22 protein-coding genes are annotated in these 25205 nt (G+C 63.7%); 7 read left to right on the forward strand and 15 right to left on the reverse strand.

The window, feature by feature from the left end:
• Positions 1–6: 6 nt before the first annotated feature.
• The 10 genes from EOA16_RS04350 to EOA16_RS04400 all read right to left on the reverse strand — a co-directional run bounded on the left by EOA16_RS04350 (position 7) and on the right by EOA16_RS04400 (position 12338).
• The gene (locus tag EOA16_RS04350) at positions 7–651 is read right to left on the reverse strand and encodes an alpha/beta fold hydrolase (RefSeq protein ID WP_127255810.1); all 645 of its coding nucleotides are present in this window, start codon (positions 649–651) and stop codon (positions 7–9) included.
• A gap of 209 nt (positions 652–860) precedes the next feature.
• Positions 861–1982 (reverse strand): tetratricopeptide repeat protein, encoded by a 1122-nt coding sequence (locus EOA16_RS04360; RefSeq protein WP_127255812.1) that lies wholly within the window; start codon positions 1980–1982, stop codon positions 861–863.
• A complete protein-coding gene (locus tag EOA16_RS04365) occupies positions 1979–2884 on the reverse strand; it encodes a Ku protein (protein WP_127255814.1) in 906 nt (301 codons plus the stop codon). The genes EOA16_RS04360 and EOA16_RS04365 overlap by 4 nt, the downstream gene beginning before the upstream one ends.
• Positions 2885–3105: 221 nt before the next feature.
• Positions 3106–5589 (reverse strand): DNA ligase D, encoded by a 2484-nt coding sequence (gene ligD / locus EOA16_RS04370; protein WP_127255816.1) that lies wholly within the window; start codon positions 5587–5589, stop codon positions 3106–3108.
• 45 nt (positions 5590–5634) lie between these two features.
• Complete coding sequence (locus tag EOA16_RS04375; protein ID WP_127255818.1) at positions 5635–5859, reverse strand: hypothetical protein; 225 nt, start codon at positions 5857–5859, stop codon at positions 5635–5637.
• 220 nt (positions 5860–6079) lie between these two features.
• Entirely contained in the window at positions 6080–7285 is a 1206-nt protein-coding gene (locus tag EOA16_RS04380; RefSeq protein WP_348630309.1) for a glycosyltransferase family 9 protein, read from the reverse strand.
• Positions 7286–7391: 106 nt separating this feature from the next.
• The gene (locus EOA16_RS04385) at positions 7392–8615 is read right to left on the reverse strand and encodes a GNAT family N-acetyltransferase (protein WP_127255820.1); all 1224 of its coding nucleotides are present in this window, start codon (positions 8613–8615) and stop codon (positions 7392–7394) included.
• A 12-nt stretch (positions 8616–8627) separates the two neighbouring features.
• Positions 8628–9857, reverse strand: coding sequence for a GNAT family N-acetyltransferase (locus EOA16_RS04390; protein WP_127255822.1), 1230 nt, complete (start codon positions 9855–9857; stop codon positions 8628–8630).
• 7 nt (positions 9858–9864) lie between these two features.
• The gene (locus EOA16_RS04395) at positions 9865–11172 is read right to left on the reverse strand and encodes a hypothetical protein (RefSeq protein ID WP_127255824.1); all 1308 of its coding nucleotides are present in this window, start codon (positions 11170–11172) and stop codon (positions 9865–9867) included.
• A complete protein-coding gene (locus EOA16_RS04400) occupies positions 11169–12338 on the reverse strand; it encodes a glycosyltransferase (RefSeq protein ID WP_127255826.1) in 1170 nt (389 codons plus the stop codon). The genes EOA16_RS04395 and EOA16_RS04400 overlap by 4 nt, the downstream gene beginning before the upstream one ends.
• Positions 12339–12695: 357 nt before the next feature.
• Here EOA16_RS04400 and EOA16_RS04405 point away from each other — a divergent pair, with 357 nt between their 5' ends.
• On the forward strand, positions 12696–13865 hold the full coding sequence (locus tag EOA16_RS04405; protein ID WP_127255828.1) for a DUF1972 domain-containing protein: 1170 nt from the start codon (positions 12696–12698) through the stop codon (positions 13863–13865).
• The gene (locus EOA16_RS04410; RefSeq protein WP_127255830.1) at positions 13862–15124 is read left to right on the forward strand and encodes a cellulase family glycosylhydrolase; all 1263 of its coding nucleotides are present in this window, start codon (positions 13862–13864) and stop codon (positions 15122–15124) included. The genes EOA16_RS04405 and EOA16_RS04410 overlap by 4 nt, the downstream gene beginning before the upstream one ends.
• On the opposite strand, the gene EOA16_RS04415 is transcribed toward EOA16_RS04410, so the two are convergent.
• Both EOA16_RS04415 and EOA16_RS04420 read right to left on the reverse strand, forming a co-directional pair.
• Positions 15087–16418: a VpsF family polysaccharide biosynthesis protein gene (locus tag EOA16_RS04415; RefSeq protein ID WP_127255832.1), complete on the reverse strand. Its 1332-nt coding sequence runs from the start codon at positions 16416–16418 to the stop codon at positions 15087–15089. The two genes, EOA16_RS04410 and EOA16_RS04415, sit on opposite strands and share 38 nt — an antisense overlap.
• 1 nt (position 16419) lies before the next feature.
• Positions 16420–18522 carry an exopolysaccharide transport family protein gene (locus EOA16_RS04420; protein ID WP_127255834.1) on the reverse strand — a complete coding sequence of 701 codons (2103 nt, stop codon included), beginning with the start codon at positions 18520–18522 and terminating at the stop codon, positions 16420–16422.
• Between the two features lie 249 nt (positions 18523–18771).
• Between EOA16_RS04420 and EOA16_RS04425 the strand changes: the two genes are divergently transcribed.
• From EOA16_RS04425 to EOA16_RS04440, 4 genes are all read left to right on the forward strand, one after another.
• On the forward strand, positions 18772–20265 hold the full coding sequence (locus EOA16_RS04425; RefSeq protein ID WP_127255835.1) for a formyl transferase: 1494 nt from the start codon (positions 18772–18774) through the stop codon (positions 20263–20265).
• Between the two features lie 118 nt (positions 20266–20383).
• Positions 20384–21574, forward strand: coding sequence for an NAD(P)/FAD-dependent oxidoreductase (locus EOA16_RS04430; RefSeq protein ID WP_127255837.1), 1191 nt, complete (start codon positions 20384–20386; stop codon positions 21572–21574).
• A 370-nt stretch (positions 21575–21944) separates the two neighbouring features.
• Positions 21945–22976 (forward strand): hydroxyacid dehydrogenase, encoded by a 1032-nt coding sequence (locus EOA16_RS04435; RefSeq protein WP_127255839.1) that lies wholly within the window; start codon positions 21945–21947, stop codon positions 22974–22976.
• A 102-nt stretch (positions 22977–23078) separates the two neighbouring features.
• Positions 23079–23189, forward strand: a complete 111-nt coding sequence (locus EOA16_RS04440; protein WP_127255840.1) for a putative RiPP precursor — start codon at positions 23079–23081, stop codon at positions 23187–23189.
• Between the two features lie 75 nt (positions 23190–23264).
• On the opposite strand, the gene EOA16_RS04445 is transcribed toward EOA16_RS04440, so the two are convergent.
• Positions 23265–23474, reverse strand: a complete 210-nt coding sequence (locus tag EOA16_RS04445; protein ID WP_127255842.1) for a hypothetical protein — start codon at positions 23472–23474, stop codon at positions 23265–23267.
• Positions 23471–23686, reverse strand: coding sequence for a hypothetical protein (locus EOA16_RS04450; protein WP_127255844.1), 216 nt, complete (start codon positions 23684–23686; stop codon positions 23471–23473). The genes EOA16_RS04445 and EOA16_RS04450 overlap by 4 nt, the downstream gene beginning before the upstream one ends.
• Before the next feature lie 454 nt (positions 23687–24140).
• Here EOA16_RS04450 and EOA16_RS04455 point away from each other — a divergent pair, with 454 nt between their 5' ends.
• Positions 24141–24866 carry a Crp/Fnr family transcriptional regulator gene (locus EOA16_RS04455; protein ID WP_127255846.1) on the forward strand — a complete coding sequence of 242 codons (726 nt, stop codon included), beginning with the start codon at positions 24141–24143 and terminating at the stop codon, positions 24864–24866.
• Here EOA16_RS04455 and EOA16_RS04460 read toward each other — a convergent pair whose 3' ends face one another.
• Positions 24867–25205, reverse strand: coding sequence for a hypothetical protein (locus EOA16_RS04460; protein WP_127255848.1), 339 nt, complete (start codon positions 25203–25205; stop codon positions 24867–24869).

Below are 25205 nucleotides of genomic sequence, written 5' to 3' on the forward strand. Positions count from 1 at the left end.
CGAAGGTCAGGAAACGATCCGACCCGACCACGCCTTCACCGTCTCGGCCAGTGTCTTCAGATGGTCGGCCGCCGAAAATCCCGAGATGCTCTTGCGTGGCTTCAGATCATGATCGCCATCCTCCAGCCAGATAACCTCGATGCGGTCGGAAAGGTCGTAAGTCGCAACCTCGTCCCTGGTGCCGAACTCGTCGCGCGTGCCCTGGAAGATCAGCGTCGGCGTCTTCAGATCGGCGAGGTGTTTGGTGCGCAATTGCTCGGGCTTGGCCGGCGGATGGAAGGGATAGCCGAGGCAGACCAGCCCTGAAATCTCGCCCTTGCCAAACATCTCGTCGGCAACCATCGAGGCGACGCGCCCGCCCATCGACTTGCCGCCGATGATGAGCGGACCGGTCACGCCCTTGGCCCTGAGATCGGCGATCGCCTTGACATATTCCGGGTTCACCGTCTCGGCCCGCGGCGGCGGCTTGCGGTGGCCGTAGCGGCGGGCGGCCATGTAGTGGAATTCGAAGCGCGCGACCTGGAAGCCGGCTGCGGCCAGCGCTTTGGCGGTAGCGGTCATCGAGGGGGAATCCATCGACGCGCCGGCGCCATGGGCGAGCAGGATGGTGACGGGGGCGTTGTCGTCGCCGTCGAAGAGGAAGGTGGTCATGGGGAAGCCTTTCCATAAAGGCCGAGTTCATTGGCGCCCCCCTCTGGCCTGCCGGACATCTCCCCCTCAAGGGGGGAGATCGGATGTCGCCATCGCTTTCGCAAATCGCCAAAGTAGCAAAGCGAGCGAGACAGCAAAGCAGCCGATCTCCCCCCTTGAGGGGGAGATGGCCGGCAGGCCAGAGGGGGGTGTTCAAGCGCCAGCATCACTCACCCCGCCGTCCGCGCCAGCTGCATATCCACGAACTGCACCCCCTTGGCCGCCACCCGCGCCCATTCCGAATCCGCGTCGAGCTCCAGATAGCGCGCCCACAGCCGCCGCGCCTCCGGCAGATCGCCGGCGTCGAATTCCAGCCTCGCCAGGTTGAACACCGGATCGGCATAGGTCTTGTCGAGCGCGATCGCCTTCTGCAGGTGCCTCCGCGCCGAGGCTTCGCGACCTTGCTCGCTCATCAGCCCGGCCAGGTTGAACCAGGCCTCGACGAAGGCCGGGTCGAGTTTTATCGCATTGATATAGGCGTGTGCGGCGTCCGCCGCATGGCCGCCGGCGCGCAGGCAGTTGGCGCGGTTGAAGGCGGCGATCGCATCGCTCGGGTCGATGGCAAGACAGCGCTGGTAGAGTGCGGCGGCCCCATCATGGTCGCCGCCCTCCTCCGCTGCTTCCGCCTCGGCAAACAACTCTTCCAGCGTGTCGTCGGCTGCCGAACCGGCGTTGCCCAAATCGAACAGCAACTGCCCGTCGAGTTCGCTCTGGCCGCCTTCGAGATAGATCGCGTCGGCGCGCCCATGCTGCGAGCCGACATTGAGCGACTTGGCGGTCAGCGACGCCACCGGGCCGGAGCGGTGGACGGAGCGCGCGATCGCCCCCCAAGTCGCGCCGCTGGCGATGAGCCCGGCATATTTGCGCGCCAGGATCAGGTCGCGGAAGGAATAGGGTTCAGCGCCATGCTCGAACGCATCGAACAGGCTGAGCAGGTCGAGGTCGGAGCCTGATAGCCGCGATTGCTCGATCAGCGATTGCCGCAACAGCGAAGACGTCTCCGGTGTCTTCATCAGTCCGAGAACGCGCAGGAACCCGTTCTCGCTGATCAGCGTTCGCCCGGCCGCGCGCTCGGCCGCGACACGGCGCTCGATCTCGGCATCGCCGTTCCTGGAGAGCCCGGCCTTGGCGAGCAGAGTGCGGCCGAAGACAACATGCGTGGTGCGCCTGGTGACGCCGCGCCGCAGCTGACCGTACTGACGCTCGACCTCACGCGCTGCCAGCCTGAGCGGAAACGCCGCCAGCGCGCCGATGGTGCCGAAGACAGCCCCCGGGACCGCTTGTGCCGTCATTTCTTGCTCTTGCCGACCGCCTTCAGCAGATTGGCCTTCAGCGGATTTTCAGCAGCACCACCCGCTGCCACCTTCTTCGCGGCTGGTTTGGCGACCTCGTCGGCCTTGCTCTTCGACTTGGCCGGCGGCTTCGATTGCGACAGGCTCGCCTTGAGCGCATCCATCAGGTTGATGACATTGCCCCGCTCCGGTGCCGCCGCGATGATCGGCTTGTGGCCTTTCAGCTTCTCGCGAATCATCGTCATGAGTGCCGCCTCGTAGCGGTCCTCGTAATTCTTCGGATCGAAGGTGGTTTCCTTCTGTTTGATCAGCGCTTCGGCGAGCTGCAGCATTTCCGCGTCGGGCTTGCCGGCCGGAATGTTGCCAAAATATTCAGCTGTACCGCGCACTTCGTTCGGGTTCCTCAACGTGCACACGAACATGCCGTTCTCGCGCGCGCCGATCGTCACCACGCGTTCCCTGCTGGACAGCACAAGGCGTGCGATCGCCAGCTTGCCGGATTTGCGCATCGCTTCGCGCAGCACGGCGAAGGTCTCCTCCGCCATCGCGCCGTCGGGCGCCATGTAGTAGGGCGCATCCTGATAGATGACATCGACCTCGTCCTCATCGACGAAGGCCTCGATGTTCATCGTGTGATTGGATTCGATGCGCACCGCGTCGAGATCGGCATCATCGATGATGATGTACTGCTTGTCCTCGTATTCGTAGCCTTTGACCAGATCAGCACGCTCGACGAGCCCCAATTCGGGGTCGACCGGTTTCATGTTGATGCGGTTGTGGGTCTTCTTGTGCAGCTGGTTGAAGCTGATGCGCTCGCTGGCGCTGGTGGCGGGATACAGCCGCACCGGACAGCTGACCAGACTGAGTTTGAGGTAACCTTTCCAACTTGCCCTGGGCGCCATGAAACACTCCTACGCGGCCATGCACTGACATTTGCTGCAGCACTTTCGTCCGAAGGACGATTGGCGCCGCGCAAATCCTACACCGACCCCACACGATACAGGCAAATCCCTGACGAAATCTTCCGCCACGTTTTTGAGGTCGTGGCGGAGAGAATAATTCAAATTGTCGGAAGCGTCGATGGCGTTGGGTTCCTCGCCCCCGCAACGCGGGGGAGAGGAACCTAGTTCTTCAAGGCCGGCAAATCCCGCGCGAACTCATCGATCTCGGCCCACGGATCGCCCGAGGTCGCCAGCAGCCCCGGCAGGGAGGAATAGTTCAGATCCTGCGGCGCATCGATGGATTCGAGGTCGCTCCAGCTGACCGGCGTCGAGGCCGGCAGATTGGTGCGGGCGCGCAAGGAATAAGGGGCTGCGGAGGTGTGGCCGCGCGCATTGCGGTGGTAGTCGATGAAGATGCGCTTCTTGCGGTTGTCCTTGCCCATGGTGGTGGTGAAAGTATCAGGCGCCGTTGTCGCCAGATGCGTGGCGATCGCGCTGGTCGCATGGTGCAGTTTCTTCCAGTCCTGCTTGCCCGTCACCGGCACGGTGATGTGGATGCCGCTGCCGCCAGAGGTCTTAGCGAACGGCACCAGCCCCAGGCGCTCCAATTCGCCCTTGATATGCACGGCGGCCTCGACCACCTCGCGCCAGGTGATCCCTTCTCCCGGATCGAGGTCGAGGACGATCTGGTCGGGTCTGTCGAGGCTGGTGCGGTGGCTGCCCCAGGTGTGGAACTCGACGACGCCGAACTGTGCCAGCGCCAGATACCCTTTCGCGCCTTCGACCGAGAGATAGGATTTGGTCTCGCCCTCGGAATTTGTCGCCTCGAACGTCACCACCGAGGGCGGCATGCCGGTGAAGGCGTGGCGCTGGAAGAAGCAATCCTTCGGCAGGCCGGTCGGGCAGCGCACCAGCGACACCGGCCGGCCGAGGATGTGCGGCAGCATGAAGTCGCCGACCAGCGCGTAATAGACCGCGATGTCGAGCTTGGTCGGGCCGGTCTTGCCGAACAGCCGGCGCGTCGGGTTGGTCACCCAGATGGTGGCAAGGTCGGCCTCGGCGATCAGCCGCTTGCGTTTGAACGAGACCGGCGTCGACAGGCCGACATCCCTCAAACCACGGAAGACGCCATGGCGCAGCGCATTGTCCGAGGTGCGGTTGGCGTAGTGGATCCGCGCCGACAGCAGCGGCCGCACCCAGTTCATCTCGCGCATGATTTCGCGCGGGACACCCTCGGGCGCGGTGGCGCCTTCCCGCAGCGGCTCCAGCCTGGCGAGCAACTCACCGGCGGTGGCGGCATCGAAACCGGTGCCGACCTTGCCGCGATAGTGCAATTCACCATCCTCGAACTCTGCCATACCGAGCGCCGCCAACCCTTCGGCCGCATCGGAGATGGTGAAGCCGGCGATGACGAAGTCTTCCGACAGCAGCGCCTTGGTCTTGGTCCAGCTTTTGCTTCGGCCGCTCTGATAGATGGCCGTGGCGCGCTTTGAGACGACACCCTCCAGCCCAAGTTCCGACGCCTGGTCGTAGAGCCCCTGCCCCGAGCCCTCGACATGGTCGGAGAACTGGATGGCGGAATTGGCGCCGAGGCCCGACAGCATCTGCGCCAGCAGCGCCTTGCGCCGGACCAGCGGCACCTTGGTGAGGTCCCAGCCGTCGAGATGGAGAAGATCGAAGGCGTAGAAATGGAGCTTGCTGCCAGCGCCCTCGGCCAGCGCATCCTGCAGCAGCGCGAAGCGGCTGATGCCCTGGGCGTCGAGCACGACGATCTCGCCGTCGATGATGGCATCGCGGCAGGGCAGCTTCGCGAACGCATGCGGCAGGTCGCCATAGCGCTTCGTCCAGTCGATGCCGCCACGGGTGATCAGTCTGATCACGCCGTCAGTGAGATGCGCCATGGTGCGGTAGCCGTCGAATTTGATTTCGTGCAGCCAGACTTGTTTGGTGTCTTCGCCATCGGGTGGTTTTGGCACCTGCGTCGCCAGTTGCGGCTCGATACGGGCAAGCATGGGGGCCTTGAACGCGCCCGGCAGCGTGCCGGGCTTCAGCGATCCCTGTCTGGGCGCGGGTTTGGCGGCGGGCTTTGCCGGCGCCGCCAGTTCCTCGATGCGTAATCCGGATTTGACGCTTTCCGGCCGGACCGTGAGTATGTCAAGCGCGGTGTCGGCGGCGAGGTCACGCTCCTTGAACAGCAGCCAGATCTTCTTGTTTTCGTCTTCGCCGGGTTTCGGCTTCAGCCGGGTCAGCATCCAGCCGCCATTGAGCTTGTTGCCGGCCAGCCGGAACTTGAAGGCGCCTGTGCGCAAGCTCTTTTCGACATCGTCCATCGGCGCCCAGCTGCCGGTGTCCCAGACGATCATCGGCCCGCCGCCATATTCGCCCTCGGGAATGACGCCCTCGAAGTCGATATACTCGAGCGGATGATCCTCGGTCTCGACCGCCAGCCTTTTGTCGGCCGGATTGAGCGAAGGCCCACGCGGCACAGCCCAGCTCTTCAAGACATCGCCGACCTGCAGTCGCAGATCATAATGGTCTGCGGTGGCGTGGTGCTTGTGCACGACGAAGCGGTTGCCGTCGCTGCTGACGAGCCCGCCAACCGGTTCCGGCGTCTTGGCGAATTCGCGTTTGGCGCGATAGGCTTTGAGCTTTGGTGGAGTCGTCATCGCAAGGATCGAAGCACGGCGGCCAGGAACAAGCCAGTCACGCTCTCAATCGTCGGCGGCCGGCGTCAACTCGAGCTCCGCCGGCGACAGCCCTTGCTGCAACTGGCTTAGCCGGAATTCATCGACCCAATAGGCCTCGCCGTCGACCAGAACCCGGGCCTGGTAGGTGCCCGCCGAAAAACGCCGCGCGGTGATGTAGACCTTGTGACGATCGAGCGCCTTGCGCACCGCGGAGCGCTTGGAATTCTGACCTGTGACGGGACTGAACATAACACTGCCCTCGGTCGCCCTGACACGCAACGCGGCGGCTGTCCGCAGCCTGGCGACTGGCCTCAAGGATGACGGAGACGAGGTGTCCTGTCAATTTCGCGGACGGCGCAGGGTACAGTCCGGCTAAATTTTACCAATCTTTTGACGGTCCTTGGGCCCTTGGCCTGAATCAAGAGGTGAAGCACACGAGTGATAAACTGTGCACGACCGCGCCGCCAAACTATCGTCCGTCGCTGCCGCTCTGCTGCGCGGCTGATATGCCCGAATGAGTAGATTTTTGAACTTCCGTGCCGATGAGATCGAGTGTCGCCGCCGCGACGTCGGCAACCTGAAGCCGCTGGACGCAATAGACCCCACCGGCGTTGTTTTCTTTACACAAACCTGGTGCGATGCATGGACAAGGCATGGACGGCTGGAGCGTTCGGCTGGGGACACCGAACGGTCCCCATTGCTCAGGCCACGTCAGACCGTACAGCCCCACCGCTGGAGTCCCGACAGATGCCGCGATGTGCATCGGCCCGCTCTCATTGCCAAGAAAGATTGAGGCTTCGGCCAACAATGCCGTCAGAACCTCAAGCGAGGCTTTTCCGACGACACTTGCGACCGGCGACGCTGCCATTTCAAGGATCCTTTGCGCGGCAAGCCCTTCATCCGGCCCACCAACGAGCAGAGATCGCAGCCCGGTTTTGGCGTATACCTCATCGATGACGGCGGCAAAATGTTGCGGCGGCCAGCAGCGCCCTTCAAACCTCGCGCCGGCATGAACGGCCACATATGACTTCTTAGCCAAAGCGTTTTCCGCAAGAAGCCTGGCACACTCTTCCTCGGCAGTCCTGGTCGGCTGCAGCCGAGGCGTCGGGTCCTGACAATCCAACCCGAGGGCGCGGAGTGGAGACAGGTTCCTGTAGAGATAATGGGGTCCGCCATGTCCGAAGGTCGCGGCGAGAACGTTTGCAAGCTGGATTTCCCAGAACTTCATCGGATGCTCGGAAGGATCGAAGCCGACGCGAAGTGGAGCCCCGATCAAACGATGCATGATCCGCGAGGTTTTCGAATCGGTAAGGTCGATGCTAAGATCGAATCTTCGACGCCGCAGATCAGAGATGACGCCACGATAGTCGCTCAAACGCTTGAGCAGAGTCCTTCCTCTGCCACGGGATTCAAAGCCAACGGCAACATCGGCGATCCCTTGCGCGACAATGAACTGCTTGAGACCCGGCGCACAAAGCATGGTTACCGATGCTTGTGGATAAGCAAGACGCAGATTGCGAACCAAAGCAGATGTCAGAACGACATCTCCAATGTACTTAGTTTGAATAATGAGGATGGAACGAATCCCATCTCCTAGACTTGCATTCATCAAGATGATCTGCCGAAAACGCCAACTTAAAAAAATCCGCTGGGGACACTCATTTCTGAACGTCAAGCGGCGCTTTCAAATATAGAGCTAACCAACCCTGTCAACAAGCTTGCCGTGCCGGCCTTGGTGCCTCTTTGCATCGGTCGTCGGCAGAACCGGCAAACGCTCGTCCTCAATCCTTCAATCGCCGCAAGCGGCGCGTCAGGCCCTGGACGGCCTTGAGCAGCCGGGGACGCGACCGCGTCATGCCTTCGACCCGGCTGCGCAGCAAAATGGCTGCGTTCGCAGCCCTGCCCCGCACCGTCACCGGTTCGCAGATCTCGGCCAGAACCGAGCTTGAGGCGCCGATATGTTGCTTGTAGCCCTGACCGCCGACCGACAGGTCGAAATAGTCGAAGCCCCGCTCACATCCCCACATCATCAGCTTGCCCATCGTCGTCAGGCCGGGTGAGACATTGGCGACCGCATCCTGGTCGATGCCGAGCAGGAGGGCGTGAAGTGTGCCTTTTCTGACCAGCACATAGATGGAGGCGAGCCAGGCTTCACCGACGCGTAGCCCGAAGAGCCGCACCGATCCGTTGGACAGGCCTTGCAGCGCCGCGGCGCGGTAGAAATCGACGACCGGGGTCTGCGTCAGGAGGTCGAAACGCCCGAGTTCACGAAAACGCTTCAGCCTCAGTTCCAGCAGCACATCCAGGAGTTCCTCGGTCAGATCAGGCGTGTCGGCCTCGACCAGAGCGAGGCCACCAAGCTGTTCGAAGCCGCGACAATGCTTGCGGAAGGCCTTGGCGAAGGACGGCTTGCAGATCCGCTTGATGAGCGTCTCCGGGTCGCCATGCAGGACGAGGCCGGAAGTGACCTGGATGGAATCGCGCGCCACCGAAAGCAATGCCAGCGGATTGACAACGCCGTGGATCTGCTGCGGGATACCCGCGATATGGATGCGATCCGCCGGTGGCAGCACGGCACGGACCGCCGCCCACATGGCGTCGGCACTCTGCCTGGTCCACACTCTCCCCTCCGCCAGGAGCGGCACCGAGTAGTCGCACACGCGGCAGCTCAGCCATTCGATCACGTGGTGGCCGAGGGCCCGGCGCCGCATCAGCGGCAGCAGCATGGCCGGCGCGCCGGTCACGGCGTCACTCACCTCGACGAAGACCAGGTCTGCGTCTTTGGGCATCAGCCGTGCGGCGATTCCTTCGACCCAGGCATAGTGCTGATGGGCAGTGCAGACGCCGTGCGCCTCAAGGAGCAGCCATAGCAGCCTTACGGTGTCGAAACTGGTGTGCAGCCGAGCCGTGAAGCGCGCGGTTGCATCAGCGTTGGCGACAGCCGGGGAAAACAGCCCACCGGGCAAATCCGTTGTCGGAGTCGTTCCCGTCGCGTAGCTTGCCACATGCTTCTCCCGTCATTCTGATCCCCCACGCAGGCGCCGCAAATCCCGCATCAGTCCCTGGAGCCTCTTCAGCAGCCGAGGTTTGGAGCGCACGAACACCTCGGTCCGGTTGCGGACCTCGATGGCTGCGCTCACGGCGCTGCCTCGCACCGTAATCCCGTGGCAAAGCTCGCGCAGGCCCGAACCCACGGCACCCATATGTTCCTTATAACTCTGGTTGCCTACCGACAGGTCGAAATAATCGAAACGGCGACCGCGCGCCCAGCTCATCAACTTGCCCATGATCAGAAGTCCCGGCGAGACATTGGGCACCGCGCCCTGATCGATTGAGATCAGCAGAGCATGAACGGTGACTTGATGGATCAGCAGGTATTGTACCGCGATCAGAGCTTCACCAACACGCAACCCGAAGAGCCGTACCGACCCATCCGACAGGCCCTCGAGAGCAGCGTTTCGATAGAAGTCGACAACTGTCGCCTGCGTCAGCAGGTCGAAGCGGCCCAGTTCGCGAAAGCGGCTGAGCCGCATCCGGACCAGGCCGCCGAAGATGACCTCCACCAGGGCCGGCGTGTTGGCTTCGACCAGTTCCACGTCGCCAAGCCGTTCGAGGCGGCGCCAGTCCTTGTTGAAGGCCTTGACGAAGGATGGCCTGCATAAGCGCTTGAGGACGGTTTCCGGGTCGCCATCAATGGCGAGGCCGAAGCTGGTATGCAGGGAATCGCGCGTGGCCGCGAGCAAGGCCAGCGGATTGGCGACGCCGCTGATCGATTGCGGAATTCCCGTGATCTGGATGCGATCCGCGGGCGGCAGCACGGAACGCACCGCGGCCCACGCGGCCTGCGCCGATTGCGTCGTCCACGGGCTGTCATCGGCCAGCAGCGGTGCCGAATAGTCGCAAACGCCACAGCTCAGCCATTCGATCACCCGATGGCGGAAGGCCGGTCGCCGTATCAACGGCACCAGCATTCGCGGCGCGCCCGTCACGGCATCGTTTACCTCCACGATGAGCAGTTCCGCACCTTGCGGCATCAGCCGCGCGACGATCCCCTCGGCCCAGGCATAATTCTGGTGGGCGGTGCACACACCGTCCGCCTGGAGGCGCAGCCAGAGCGGCCTCACCGCTTCCAGGCTGGTGTGGAGCCGCGCCGTGTAGGCATCGTCGGCGACGACGGTGGCCGGATGGGGGGACTGGCCATCGGGCGAGCCGGTCACCGCAGGAATTTGCACCGCCTGGACTGCCATGTTTTTCCTATCGCTTTGCCGTAGCGAACGGCAGCGTCCGCCGCCATGCGCCCAACCGGCTGTCGCGCGCCTCATCGGGATGCTCGATATTCCACATGCGGTGATGCGCGAAATACCACGATGCCACGAGCACGAACATCTCCGAGACGGCGGAACCCAACAACGCCCACGGCGGAGAGGCGATTGCCAGCAGGGCCGCGATCAGCGCCAGCCCGACGACCGCGCCGCCCGTCGTGATGAACGCGACGATCCGAAAATCGCCGAGTATCTCAAGCACGATGCGGGGCATGATATAGAGCATGATCGGGACAAAATTCGCGATCACGAAAAGTCCGATGAACCAGATCGAAGCGTCCTGGAGAGCCTGGGATTTTATCATCGGCAGGACGAACATGATCGCACATCCATAAGCAAGGCCGCCGAGCCCCATGACGAGCGCCCAGATCTTGGCCTGCATCCACACACGGCCTGTTTCATTGTTCCGCATCAGCCTGGCGAGATCCGGCTGCGTCATGTTGACGAACGCAAGGCTGATGATGCGCAGCGGAGCAAACAGCACCAGAACAGCCGCCAGCGGAGCGTAGGCGGCTGGCCCGGCAATGCCGGCGACCAGCAGCGCCAGACATTGACCCTGGATATTGGTGGTGGTCGCGCTGAATGCCGACCAGCGCAGCTGGGGCCAGAGTCTGACATAGCGTCGCCGCGTCGGCGTGCGGAAGCTGATGCGAAGTGAGCGCCGAGCCAGCCGGACCAGGACGAAAATGCCAAACACATTTGCCGCGGCGAGTGCATAGAACACGGTCTGCAGCGGGTCTTGGACCAACCAGATCGACAGCCCGGTCAGGACACAGCCGGCGACTGTAAAAGCGCCATCGCTGATGGAGACGACCACTTGCTGACGCCGTGCGAAGAAAGCCGTGCGCATATGGCTGCGCAACGACCAGGCACCGACGAAGCAGCCTGCGGCAATTCCGCTTGGATCGCCAAGGACATGCATCAGAACAGCCGTGCCGACGGCCATCAGCAACGCCACGATCAGCGCCGCCGTTCCGAACGCCACGTCATAGGTGTCGACGCCGGCGCTGTTGGTGCTCTTGCTCATCCAGATGCTGGCGGGAACGGCGGTGAGCGACCTGATATAGGAAAGGCCGACACCGCCCATCACCATGCCGATGGCGAAGAGGCCGTAGCCCTGCGCCGACAGCATGTGCAACAGCATGATGTTGAGGGCAAAATGAAAGCCGCTCTGCATCGCCTCGCCACCGATCATCAGCACGAGGCGTCGAACCAGATGGCTCGGAAACGCTAACTTCACGGCCGTGTCTCCGCTTCGCGGGCAGCAGGCTCCCTGCCCGGCCGCGCGATGGCCGTCCTCAGCTTGTCGGAGGCGATCGCGATGATCGCCGCGGCCGCGACCGGCTCGCTGAAGATCGCTTCGTAGCGCGCACGCCCGGCAGCGACAAACCCGCGCCAGGCCTCAGGGGCGAGGATGATCTCCTGCAATTTCGCGCCAAGAGCCGCTGCGTCGCCGGGCGGAACATGCCAGCCGGTCTCCCCGTCGCTGACCACTTCCACCAGCCCGCCGATCGCCGACACAAGCGGCGGCCGGCCATAAGCCATCGCCTCGATGGCGACGCGGCCCAGCGATTCCGGACGCCGCGACGGCACGGTGACGATGTCGGCCCAGCGATAATGCTCCGAGGGGTCGGGAATGAAAGGCAGGACGCTGACGCGCCCGGTAAGCGCCATGGTTTCGACCAGTTCGGCAAGCGCACGCTCGCGCTCGGTGCTTTCGAAGGCGCCGCCGACCAGCCGCACCTCGACCCTCGCCTGGAGTGCTGCCGGCATCGAGGCGATCGCCTCCAGCAGGACCTCCTGCCCCTTGATCCGGTTGATACGGCCGAGCAGCAGCACCCGCAATGGGCGCGTGCCGTCATACGTCATCGGTTCGACCGCCGCCGGCCCGGCAACGCCGTTGTAGACGACATATGCGCGCGCCGACTTGGGATCGCCAAACGCGGCGCGTGTCGCGCGTGAATTGAAGATCAGATCCGCATGGCTCCAGCGCATCAGGCCGACAAGTACCCTGCGCATGGCGCCTTCGGGGATTTCGTGGATGTGCAGGACGGCCTTGTGAGGCAGCAAGCGCGCGGCCAGGGCATAGTCGGCCACGATCGATGTGTTGACATAGACGAGGTCGCAAGATTTGAGGCGCCGCCACGCCCTGAACACGGCAACCGGCAATCGCGCCATCTCGACTGTCGCAAGGCGCGCAATGGCCTGGCGCCTCAGCACCCAGAGCGGTTCGAAGACGATCCGGCTGGCATGCGCTTCCAGAATCTGCACGATCGGCCCGCTGCGCGGCAAGACCACTTCGATGTCGGCCGACGGAAATGCGGCGCGCAGCGCGGCAACGCTCTCCGCGAAGCTGCGGTCGGAACCATAGAGTTCATAACCCTGATGAACGCAGGCAATCCGCATCTTTATATCCCGCCGGGTGCTACCACCATCGCGCTGGGCGATTGTGGCAGAAGCCCGTCCGCAAGAATCATGCCCGGTTCGATATGTCCGACTATCGGTTCGATATGTCCGACTATCGCCTCGACACGTCCGACTCCCAGCCGTACGCCCCTGGCATTGCTTCGTTTCGATACAGCTACGCACAGAAGGGTTGACCGAGAATGAAACAACCACCGGGTTCAACACCGTTTTTTTACAACCCAGCGCGATGATCCCCTCCCAGGATACCGAAATCGGGAGATGGCACGGAAGTTGCCGTCTCTTCCTATAAATTAAGCTATATCTAATATACAGAGACATGTGAAAGTGCCGCCGGCCATGAAACCAGAAACGCCCGCCATTCTGATCCTGGGGACCCGCGGCATACCCGCGGCCCATGGCGGCTTTGAAACCTTTGCCGAAAAACTGGCGCTGTTTCTTGTCGGGCGCGGTTGGAAGGTCGGCGTCTATTGCCAGGATGAGGTCGAGCGGATCGACCAGAGGGTGCGCAGCGAAACCTGGCGCGGCATCGAGCTTATTCACGTCCAGGTCGCCTCCAAGGGACCGCGCGCGACCCTGGAATTCGACTGGCAATGCGCACGCGACGCCGCCAGGCGACCGGGCGTCTGCCTGGTGCTCGGCTACAATGGCGCGGTCTTCCTGACCTGGCTCAGGCTGAAGCGGCGCAAGATCTTCACCAACATGGACGGCATCGAGTGGCGTCGCCCCAAATGGGGGATGGCGGCGCGAACCTGGTTCTGGCTCAACGAATGGATCGGCGCCTGGGCCTCGCACCGGCTGGTCGCCGATCATCCCGCCATCGCCGATCACCTGGCGACGCGCCGGCCGCGCAGCGCCATCGCCACCATCGCCTATGGCGCCGATCCGGTGGCATCAGCGCCCGAGGCGCCGGTCCGGGCGCTCGGCCTTGAGCCCGGGCGCTATCTGGTCTCGATCGCGCGCATCGAACCCGACAACAACATCCTGCCGATCGTCGAAGCCTTTTGCTCCGCCAAGCGCGACATGAAGCTGGTGGTGCTGGGAACGCTGTCCGACGACATTCCCTACCATGCCGCCATCCGCAAGGCGGCGAACGGCTCGGTGGTCCTGCCGGGCGCCATTTACGACCAGGCAACGGTGAAGGCACTGCGCTTCCACGCCCGCGCCTATCTGCACGGCCACACCGTGGGCGGCACCAACCCGTCGCTGGTCGAGGCGCTGGCGGCCGGCAACATGGTGATCGCGCACGACAATCCCTACAACAGGTGGACCGCGGGAGCGGCGGCGATCTACTTCACCGACAAGGACAGTTGCGCCGAGCGGATGCAGCAGGCGCTGGACGATGATGTCCTGGTCAAGGCCTGCGGCGTTGCCGCCAGGGCGCGCGCCCACGAAGCCTTTCGCTGGGACGATGTCCTGCTCGCCTATGAAAACGAGGCCTATCATTTGCTCGGCGTGACCATCGCCAAGACCACCGCGATGGACCACGCATCGCCAGGAACCATATGACAGGCTGGTCGCGCCGGCGGGTGCTGCGGACGGCGCTTTCCACTGCGGCGGCTCTAGGCTCGCTCCCGGTCGCACCAATCGCTCGCGCCGCCGCTGGGCCGCGGTTTCGGCGCGGCGTCAACGCCTGGCCCTGGTTCTCGCTGACGCGCGAATTTCCCGCCCCCCGTACCGACTATGGCTGGCCGCCCTTCCAGTCGCAACGGCCGGTGCCGACCCCAGACGACCTGCGTCGGCTGCGCGAGACCGGGCTCGATTTTATCCGTCTGCCCGTCGATCCCGGCCCTTTCCTGGCCGCCGATGCCAAGACGCGCGGCAAGTTGCTCGACATGCTGGACGCGGCTGTCACGGCCACCCTCGACGCCGGTCTCGGCATCATCGTCAACATCCAGGCCAATGCCGCCACCCATTACTGGAACCCCGACCGCATGGTCTCCAGCACCGTGGCACCCGCCTTCGATCTCTATCGCGGGCTGGTCGGCGAGCTTGCCGGCAGGCTGGCGCGGTTCCAGCCCGGCAGGGTGGCGCTCGAGCCGGTCAACGAACCGGCGCAGGCTTGCGCGTCGAACGTCTGGTTGCAAATTCAGCTCGCGCTTCTGACCGCGGCAAGGGCATCGGCAGCGAGCCTGCCGCTGGTCGTCACCGGAGGCTGCGGCTCGATGGTGAGCGGACTGACCGCGCTCGATCCGGCACCGCTGTCGCCCTTCGAGCCGATCCTGTTCACCTTCCACTTCTATGAGCCCTATCTGTTCAGCCATCAGGGCGCGCCCTGGATGCGCGAGCCCGTCTACCGGTCGCTCAACAATGTGCCGTGGCCGGCATCCGCCGGCTCGCTGGAACAGACGCTGGCATCGGTCAGGGCGCGTATGGCGCAGGACACCGAAACCCCTGAAGATGCCAAGCAAGCAGCCTATGCCGAGACCGAGCGTGTGCTGAAAGTCTATTTCGACGCCCAGCCCGACCGCTGGTTTGTCGACAAGTATCTTCGCCAGGTTCGCGACTGGGGAGATGTCCATGGCCTTGCGCCGGAACGCATCATCATGGGCGAGTTCGGCGCGCTGCGCACCGACGCCCGCTATGTCGCCGCGCCCAACCCGGATCGCGGGCGCTACATCGCCGATGTCAGGCGGAGCGCCGAGGAACTCGGCTTCGCTTGGGCACTGTGGGATCTCTTCGATGGCATGGGCATGATGGACGACACCACCCGGGCGCTGGACCCCGATATCATCGCGGCGCTTGGCCTGACCATGCCGGCGGACTGACCGGCCTGAACGCTGCCCGCGCCGGCCGGTAGAGCACCAATGCCAGCACCACGAACTTGGTCAGCAGCGTCGTCTTCGATGCGACGCTTTCCGAGGTGTTGATCAGGATGACCCAGCCCAGCATCGGCAGCCAGATGCCGGGATGGCAGCGGCGCGCCACCTCGAACAGGAACAGCACGAAGCCGAACGTCAGCAAAAGGGTGAAGAAGGCGCCCTGATAGAGGACCGTGCGGATGATCGGGTTCTCGATGCCCTGTTCGAGACCGTTGATGCGGCGCAGACTGTCGATCAGCTCGACATCCGGTCCGACGATCAGATCGCGCAATTCCAGGTGCTTGAAGAGTTCGAACATCTCGACGCGGGCATTGGCGCTGCCGCTGTCCGACACAAAGCGCTCCAGCAGCGCGTCGAAGAAGCCCAGATATGCCGCCACTATGATGACGACCGGCAGTAGCGCGGCAAGCATGAAGCCGAGTGCCGCACCCAAGAGATTGACGCGGCCTTGGCGCAATTTGGTGGTGCCCTGAAAAAGCAGGTAGCAGCCGCCGAGCACCACCGTCGTCACCATCGCGGTGCGGCCGCCGAAGGCGACGAGTGCCGCGCATTGCAGTCCGATCAACCCTATCCGCACCGGCATCGACAGGGATCTGGCACCGGAGAGCAGCGCAAGCACATAGATCGACGTCACCATGGCATTGGCAAGCGGATGCCCCTGCAGCGCGCTCGAGCGCAGATCGGTGGTAAACGCCACGCCGTCTAGGCGATAGGGGAAGATAAGCGTCTTGGTGGCGAACTCGAAAAGGGCAAGCAGCGCATTCGCCGTCATGACCACGTGAACGACGGTCTGCAGCCCGGCGAAGGTCCTTTCGTCGTCCTCGCTGAGCATCAGCACCAGAAGTGCCGCGGCCACGAACGTATCGATCATGCCGGCCATGCCGGGCCGCTGCCTTGCGATGACGACGAACAGAAGCACGATCGATATGGCGGCCATCAGCGCGCTGGCCGGCCGCCTGTCGGCGAGATGGGCGATATGGCCGACCGGATTGCCTGATGCGCAGGAGCGCCAGACAAACAGGAGGACGATGAGATAGGTGGACGGATGGATCTTGGTCGCCGGGTTGCCGAACAGACCATCATAATTGTAGCCGACCAGCCACAGCATGCCGCCCGAGATGCTGAACAGCACCGCTACCGCCGCGATCAGTCCGAAGCGCGTCAGCGCATCGACCGATGTGCCGGCGCGGGGTGCGGCAGCACCATGGTTCGAAGCGCTTGCGCTCCAGCTGGCCGCCATATCAGGCGGCCTCGTCGACCAGCAAGGCGGCTGTCGGCAGGCGCCCCATGACGGAGACCGCCTGCGACGTCGTCGTGACGTCGCGCATCGGGGTGGCGTTCAGCGTGGCGACGAGCACGATCTCGTCGGCCATGGCGACCAGCGGCGAGGCATTGAGATTGTCGGCCAGCGCGCCGCCGTCGATGACGACGAGCTCGAAGCTCCGGCTGGCCCGCGCCAGCATCTGCTGCGCAAAATAGATGCCATGCGCTTCCTGGAAGACCGCCTTTGAGCGGCCCCTGCCCAGCACGGCAACGTTGCTGCCGGCGGCGTAATGGCTGACGGCCTCGAAGGCGTACTCGCCGCGCAGCACATCGAGGATTCCCGGCTGCGGATCCTTCTGGTCGCCGCCGCCGGCATTGGCATCGATGAACAGCACACGGCTGCCCCTGGACGCCGCGGCATTGGCCAGCAGCCGCGCCACCCGGCTGCGCTGCGCCCCCTCGCCCGGCGACGACGTCACCAGGATGGAAGGCACCAGCGGCCAGTCCGCCGGACGCTGGCCCGAACTGAACATGCGCCTCAGCGCAAGGCCGACGACGGCATCGGTCTTCTGGCTGGAGGCGGCGGCGCGCGCCCCGCCGAAAGGCCACCAGCGCGCGCCGGTGTCTGACTTTGCCGGCACCACGCCCAGCACCGGCGCGTCGATGGCCGACTGCATCTGGGCGCTGGAAAGCACTGTCGGCGAGGAATATTCGGCGATCAGCGCCAGACCGGTGCCGAGCCCAAGGCCGCCGAATATCGCACCCAGCAACAGCAGCGGCAAAGGCGGCCAGCTCTTCTTCAAGGCGGGCATGGCGTTGGAAATGATGCGCGCATTGGTGCTGTCGACATTGATCTGCTCGCGCGTCTCCTGGGCGCGCTGGAGATAGTTCGAGTAGACGGAGCGCAGCGCCTCGAGATCGCGCTGCAATTCGCGCAGCCGCACCGAGGCCTGGTCGGTGTCGAGCGACTTGCTCTTCATGCCCGTGACCTTGGCTTCCAGCGCCTGCTGGTTGGCCAGCGCCCGTTCGTAGTCGGTCTCGGTGGCGGTGGCGATGCGGCCGAGTTCGCGCGCGATCAGCTGGCGCGTGTCGCGCAGCTGCTGCTGGGCTGCCATCAGCGAGGGATGACGCGGCCCCAGCTCCGTGCCGAGCTGCGAGACCTGGTCGACCAGCGTCGCCTCTTGCGCCCGCAGGCTCGAAATCACCGCCGAGCGCATTGCTTCCGAAGTTGCGTCCGCCGTGCCGCTCTGCCGGCGCATCTGGTCGACCTGCGCCTTCAGCGCCGCGGTGCGGCTCTGCGCCGCCGAAAGCTGCGTGTTGATCTCGGTCAGTTCCTGGTCGCTGACCAGATTGCCCGCCGCCATCACCATATTGTTGGCCGATTTGTAGGCCTCGACGGCGTTTTCGGCCTGCTGGACGCGCTTGCGCTGCTCGTCCAGCCGCGCGGTGATCGACTCGGAGGCGTCCTTGGCCATTTTCGCGCGCGCGCTCGCCTGGTCGACCAGGTAGGCCTGGGCGATGGCGTTGGCCAGGAGGGCGGCCTTGTCGGCGCTCTTGGCGGTGACGATGACGTCGAGGACCAGCACCTTGTCGGCCCGCTTCACCGCCAGGCGCCGGCGCAGCGCGTCGAGTGTCTGCACCGACCTGTCGCCCTCGGCTGATGCCGAACCCAGCAGGCGCGACAGCAAGCCCTGCCCGTTGAATTCCGGATCTTGCGTCAGGTTTGTCGCCGCGATCGCCCGCATCAGCACGCCTGTCGACTGGACCACGCTGACCTGGCTCTCGACCTGCGTGATGCCGCCATCGGGTGAGATACGGCTGGGATTGACGTCGTTGGTGACCACCTGCAGATCCTGCGGATCGATCAGGATTTCCGCAGCCGAGCTGTAGAGCGCGGGCGTGAAAAGGCCGTAGAGCAGGGCGGCCAGCGTCAGCAGTGCGACGGTACCGAAGATCCAGAACCGGCGGCGCACCAGGATGCGCTTCAGATCACCCAGTTCGACAGTCGAAGCAGCGTATGATCCCGCGCGCGCCGCATCCGGAGAGTGTTGCTGAGGAACCATGGGCAGGGATGATTGCATGGCTGCCTCCGACAATACTCCATAGGCCGGCAAGATCAGTTTGCGGCGCTAACCTAGCTATTCCTCCAACTGTTAAAACATTGTTAATTATGTTGAGAGGTGAGGTGAATTTTGGCACGCGGTTTGCTTAAAAATATACATATCGAGATGTTGGCTACGCAGCGAGCGGAGACGGATGCAAATGGGGTTACAATTTGACCGGACCGGCCTGGCCGACAAGGCCGGGCACCGCCTTTTCGGACCTCCAAAATGCAGATAAGCCTACGCTTGGACGGCGACTGCGTCCGCGCCTTTCACGTCACACTGTTGGAGCGCCTCGCCGCGCTCGACGACGTCGAACTGTCCGTCGATATCAGGCCGGCGGGCGACGGCATTCCGCGCAGCGCCGCGGCCCTGTTTCAACTCGAAACGGCGATCCACGGACTGTCCCATGATGGACTGGCCAAGCGTGTGCCGCTTTCGGCGCTCGCGCCCTACCGGCAGTCCCCCGCTTCGCCTGACCTGGTCGTCGACCTCTGCGGCGATGTCAGGTTGGAAAGCATACGGGCCTGGCGCGTCACCTATGACGGCGCCAGCGGCGAAGCGGCCTTGCTGGCCCTGATCCTCGCAGGTCGCACGCCGCTTGCCCGCATCGAGGAGAACGGCGTTGCGATCGCCGCCGGGCGTCTGGGCACCGAATATGGCGGCATCGCGCTGGCGTCCTTCCAGGATATGCTGGCGCGCACGGCAAGCCTGATCATAGCTGCCCTGTCGGGCGCGGCAAAGTCCGTGCCTGATCTGCCCGAACCGGCGCGGGCAGGCCCGCCACCGATGCCCTCGGCCGGCAAGCTTGGGGTCAGAGCCGGCAAGGCGCTGGCGCGGCGGATCGTTCAGAAGATCTATCACCTTTGCTACAACGCGCCGCACTGGAAGGTCGGCTGGCGGCAAACCGGGGGCCGCGATCTGTTCGACCTGCGCGCGCATCCGGCGTCGGGTTGGCAAGAGCTGCCGGACGACGGCAGCCGCTTCTACGCCGATCCGTTCCCCATCCTCTACCAGGGCCAGCTGACCCTGTTCGTCGAGGACTATATCCACCGGCTCGGCCGGGCCATCATCTCCGCCGTCCCCTTCGGCCCGGCAGGCCCGCTCGGCCGCCCTGAGCCGGTGCTGGAGCTGCCCTACCATCTCTCCTACCCCTTCGTCTTCGAGCGCGACGGCGAGGTCTGGATGGTGCCGGAAAGCTGCGCCAACGGCACGGTCGATCTCTACCGGGCCACTGCCTTCCCCGGCGGATGGGTCAAGGAGGCGACGCTTCTGTCCGGTGTCGTCGCCAGCGACGCCACGCTTGTCGAGCATGGCGGCGCCTGGTGGCTGTTCGCCACCGTCCGCGACGGCGGCGGCGCCTTCTCCGACGCGCTGCATCTGTGGTCGGCGCCGGATTTTCGCGGCCCCTGGACGCCGCACCCCAAAAATCCCGTGCTGATCGACATCGCCTCGGCGCGGCCGGCCGGTCGCATGGTCAGGCGCGGCGACGACCTGCTGCGCCCGGTCCAGGACTGCCGCAGGAGCTATGGCGCGGCGCTTGGCATCGCACGCATTTCTCACCTTGATTTGATCGGCATGGAGCAAGTCGTTGAAACCATCTTAAATCCGGGTGCGCTATGGAGTGGGCGCAAACTTCACACACTGAACGAGGCTGGCGGCTTTGAATTCATCGACGGCTCGGCGATCGCACCGCGCTGGAAGCAGCGGGCCCGCGATTAACCTAAACATTGGTTACTACCAGGCACGCGCCCCGGTTGCTTGCGGTTGATTTAGGTCCGGAAGACATTTTCTACCGGAGATTGTGAAACGTGCAGTTGCCACCAGAAAGGGCAGCAAGATGAGTACCGCAGAGGCTGGCCAAACTGAAGTCGAAGTGGCGATCATCGGCGCGGGAATGGCCGGCACCACCTTGGCAATGGTGTTGGGACAAGCCGGGCGCAAGGTGGCGCTGATCGATCCGCACCGCGTCCATCATGAGGAGTTCCGGGCCGAGAAGATCGGCATGGATCAGATGCTGCTGTTCGAAAAGCTCGGCCTCGATGCGACGGTGAAGCGTCTCGTCACCTCGACGACCGACACGCATGTCTTTCGCCTCGGCCAGTTCTTCGCGCATGAGAAGAAGACTGAATTCACATTCTCCTATGGCGCGCTGATCAATGGCCTGCGCGACGCCTTGCCTCCGCAGGTGCCGCTGACGGTCGGCAAAGTGACCGAGGTCTCGACTGGACCGGACCGGCAGCGGCTTGTGCTGGCCGACGGGACCGTCATCGATGCCCGCCTGCTGGTGGTGGCAACCGGTCACGGCGAGGCGGTGCGGCGCGCCGTCGGGGTTGAGCGTATCGAGCAATCGAAGGCGCATTCACTGTCGATGGGATTCGACCTCGCCATCTCGCCGCGCGATTTCGGTCATCAGTCCGTCACCTGCTACAGCAGGCGGGCCGCCGACCGTGTCGCCTACATCAGCGTCTTTCCCCTCGGCGACAAGATGCGGGCGAACATGTTCCTCTATCGCAATGTGGCCGAGCCGTGGACGCGGGCGTTTCGCCAGGAGCCGCAAAAGATGCTCTGCGAACTGATGCCCGAAATAGCAGCGCGATGCGGCAACTTCGAAGTCGCAAGTCCTGTCGAGGTCAGGCAGATCAGTCTGAGCACCACGCAAGGCCACCGCCGCGACGGGGTCATCTTCATCGGCGATGCTTTCTGCACGACGTGTCCAACGCCGGGCGTCGGCATCGGGCGCGTGATGACCGATGTCGACCAGCTCCATTCGGTTCACATTCCACGCTGGCTCGAAACACCAGGCATGGCGGCTGACAAGATCAACGCCTTCTATGACGACCCGGTCAAGGTGGCTGCCGATGAGGATGGCATGCGGGTGAGTTACTATGCCAAGTCGATTACTGCCGACACCGGCCTGGAATGGCGCGTAAGACGCCTGCGCAACAACACCGCGCGCCGGCTGATGATCGTCGGCCGTAAGGTCCGGCATCTGGGACAACGGCGGGCACCCGTGGCCAATATACGATAGGGCGCGACCAGTCGCCTATCGATTGCCGCTATTGATTGCCCTTGTCAGGCGAATGAGTCAGGCGCCAATCAATCACTGAGGATCGGCGGAGGTGTCGATGGGGCAGCCTGGGCCGTGACGCCCGAAAGCCTGTCGCGCTTCTGCAGGGTTGGTTTCTCGTATTTCTTCACTGTAAGTGCCCTCCAAATTGGTACGGCACCAGCAGAACCAATTCCGTGCCTCGTGTCAATTGTGTCATTACTGGTCCTTACGGCGTTTCCGCGCCATCGTGGTCAAACGGTTCTTCACTGTCGCATTGCCGGCACTCCGCGCGGTGTTGTAAATCGTTTCATCCAAGGTATTTTGGCTATTGGGAACAGAGGGAATAGTTATGTCCAACAGCGCCTTGCCGCTGGTCATCAGTGCGCCGGAACCACGCACGCTCGACCTGATCTTCACAGCCCGGCAGCTGGCGCGGCTCAAGGCGCACTATCGCATTGTCGAGACGACCGCTGACGGCGTCGCGAAACTGCCGGCCGACGTGCTGGCCGAGGTGCGCTACATCATCGGCCAGCCGCCCATATCGCCCGAAACGCTCGACCGGATGAAGGCGCTGCGCTGCGTCTTCAATGTCGAGACCAACCTGATCAACAACATGCCCTACGAGACCTTGTTCGCGCGCGGCATCCATGTCGTCACCACCGGACTGGTGTTCGCCGAGCCGGTCGCAGAGCTTGGCCTTGCCATGGCGCTCAACCTCGCCCGCAACATCGTCGATGCCGACCTCGCCTTCCGCCAGGGACAGGAACTGTGGGGCGGCGACGGCAACCAGACGGCGCGGCTCTTGTCCGGCGCCGATGTCGGCATCATCGGGTTCGGCGACCTCGGCCGCGCGCTCAACCGGCTGCTGTCGGGGTTCCGCACCCGCACCAAGGTCTTCGATCCCTGGCTGCCGCCGTCGATCCTCATCGACAATGGCGTCGAGCCGGCCTCGCTCGACGAGGTGCTGACGAGCAGCGACTTCGTCTTCGTCGTCGCTTCGGTAACCAGCGAGAACCAGGGCTTCCTCGGCGCGAACGCCTTTGCTTCGATGCGCAAGGGCGCCGCGTTCATCCTGCTCAGCCGCGCCGGCGTCGTCGATTTTTCTGCGCTGATGGCGGCGGTGAAGAGCGGCCACATCGTCGCCGCCAGCGACGTTTTCCCCGAAGAACCGCTGGCGCGGGACCATCCGGTGCGCGCCCTGCCCGGCTTCCTGCGCTCGGCTCACCGAGCTGGCGCGCTCGACATCGCCTTCAAGCGCATGGGCGACATGGTGCTGGAAGACATGGACCTGATCGACCGCGGCCTGCCGCCGCTGCGCTCCAAGCGCGCTGAGCGCGAGACGGTTTCGCGCATGCGTTCCAAGCCGGCCGACAGGAATTGAGGCGTGGATTTCGTCCCGGTCGGCCGACCCTCGACCAGGTCGGCTAGACAAGAGTGCGGCCGGCGATGACGCTGCCGCAATCGAACTCTCAGGAGGGAAGCCATGAAGAAGACCTATGAAAAACCGATGCTGTTCAAACGGCAGAAACTCTCCGCCGTGACGGCGCAGCAAGCCACTTCAGGAGCGATAGGGCCGACAGGCCCGACAGGCTGACGCCTCACGGCGTCCAATGAAGGCAGCATTGGATGTGCCCGCGGGTCGGCGGCGAAACGGCAGTCGCTCGCAACTTCAGTGTTCATGGCTGCTCTTCGCTCTGCGGGCAACCGCTTCCATAAAAGAGCGGGCGGCAGCGTCACAAGCCGTTCTGGACGGTCCGTTCGCGGACAGCACGACCTCCGCGGCCTTCCGCGACATGCCGTATTTCCGGGCGAAGACCGCAGCGTCGTAGGGTTCGTTTTCGGCTGCCGGTGTCGCGGACGTGATCCTGGCCTTGGTCATTGGCGGGTCCGCCTGAAACTTTCGAGCAACTCGCCTTCATTGCGGCAGCCATTCTGAAACAGCGAAAACACCGTGGCTGCCAGCCGCTGCACGTCCGATTCGCCTGACATGCGGTCAAGTTTGCGCTCCAGGCAGACCCGATCGAAGACGCGCTGGCACAGCTGCAGATCGGAAGGATGGAAACCGGGATTGCGCTTATGAAGGCCCGACATAAGAAGCCCCTTTCGGAGCAGCGACCACTTCCTTGACGCTGTAGCTCAAAAAATGAAATCGGACTGAGCAAGAGTCAACATCGGCCTCATCACAGTAAGTATCGTACAATTCTCCCGCCGGTCCGCCCCTCTTTTTTCGAACGGTTCTCAGGCCCGGCGCGACATGGCGCTTTGTCATTAGCCGGCGGGATTTTATCGACCTCACCGTGATCCGACGCTCTCAAGAAATATGTCGGTTTTGTACCAAGTGGCCTTTGGTACGTTTCCGACACTAACATTCAGGCCGATCTTTTCATATGCGAACGGGCGTTGGGGGGCGCCGTGCTTCGAATCTCACATCGCATTCATAGCTTTATTCGTCCTGCGCCCCTATACTCAGGCCATCGTCCGCACGTTTTTACGGGCACGGACGGCTGGGAGACTGGATGGCTCTTGCCCTGCATTGGGCCACGCCATGTCTGATCCCAACAAAAACCATCAATACCGAAATCAGCTGCTGCGGCGGATGCCCGCGGCTGACCTAGCGCTGCTCGAACCGCATATGCAGCGTTGCGACCTGCCGTTGCGCATGATGCTGGTGACGCGACAAACCCCGATCGAGGCCGTCTACTTCATCGAACAGGGTATCGGTTCGGTGGTCGCCAGCACGGCGAGCGGCCAAGAGGCCGAAGTGGGCTTCATCGGCTTCGAAGGCATGACGGGATACTCCCTGGTGATGGGCGACGACCGCGCGCCGCATGCCTGTTATGTCCAACTCGAAGGCGAGGCGATCCGCATCGAAGCTGGCGCTTTCAAGGCAGCATTGGCGGCAAGTGCGACCTTGCGCATGTTCCTGCTGCGCTTCGTCAACGCGCTACAAACCCAGGCCGGCTGCACCGCCCTCGTCAACGCGCGGCTGAAGCTCGAGGAGCGGCTGGCGCGATGGCTGCTCATGTGCGACGACCGCGTGGCCGGCGAACATCTCGCCATTACCCACGAATTCCTGGCCATTATGCTTGGTGTCAGGCGGCCAGGCGTCACCGTCGCCCTCCAGCTGCTCGAAGGCCGCGCGTTGATCCGCTCGCGTCGGGGCGAGATCGTCATTCGTGACCGCGCCGGGCTGCTGGAACTCGCCAATGGCAGTTACGGCGAAGCCGAGGCCGAATATGCAAGGCTGATCGGGGAGATCGGCGCGGCCTGATCAGGAGCGGTTGCCGCCGGCATCCGGCTTGCCCGATGAAGCCTTGCCGGGCGGCGCCGCACCGCCTTCAAATGCGCCTCGGCCAATAGGCCCATCCCCGTCGATCGGTCCATCCCTGTCTATCGGCCCATCTCTGCCGATCGGCCCATCCCTGCCGATCGGCAAGCCGGCATGCTCCAGATTTGCAAGCTTGCACTTCGTCTGCTCGGCCGCCGCTCCGACAAGGCAGTCGATGGTGAACATGGCACCGGCGTGCTCGCTTGCCGCGACCGCCTTGCGGATCTTCGTCAATTGCGCTTGTGTGTAGTCCAGAAGCTCGACCAGGCCGGTATGATCCAA

This window comes from Mesorhizobium sp. M7A.F.Ca.US.008.03.1.1, assembly GCF_003997495.1.
Classification (GTDB): domain Bacteria; phylum Pseudomonadota; class Alphaproteobacteria; order Rhizobiales; family Rhizobiaceae; genus Mesorhizobium.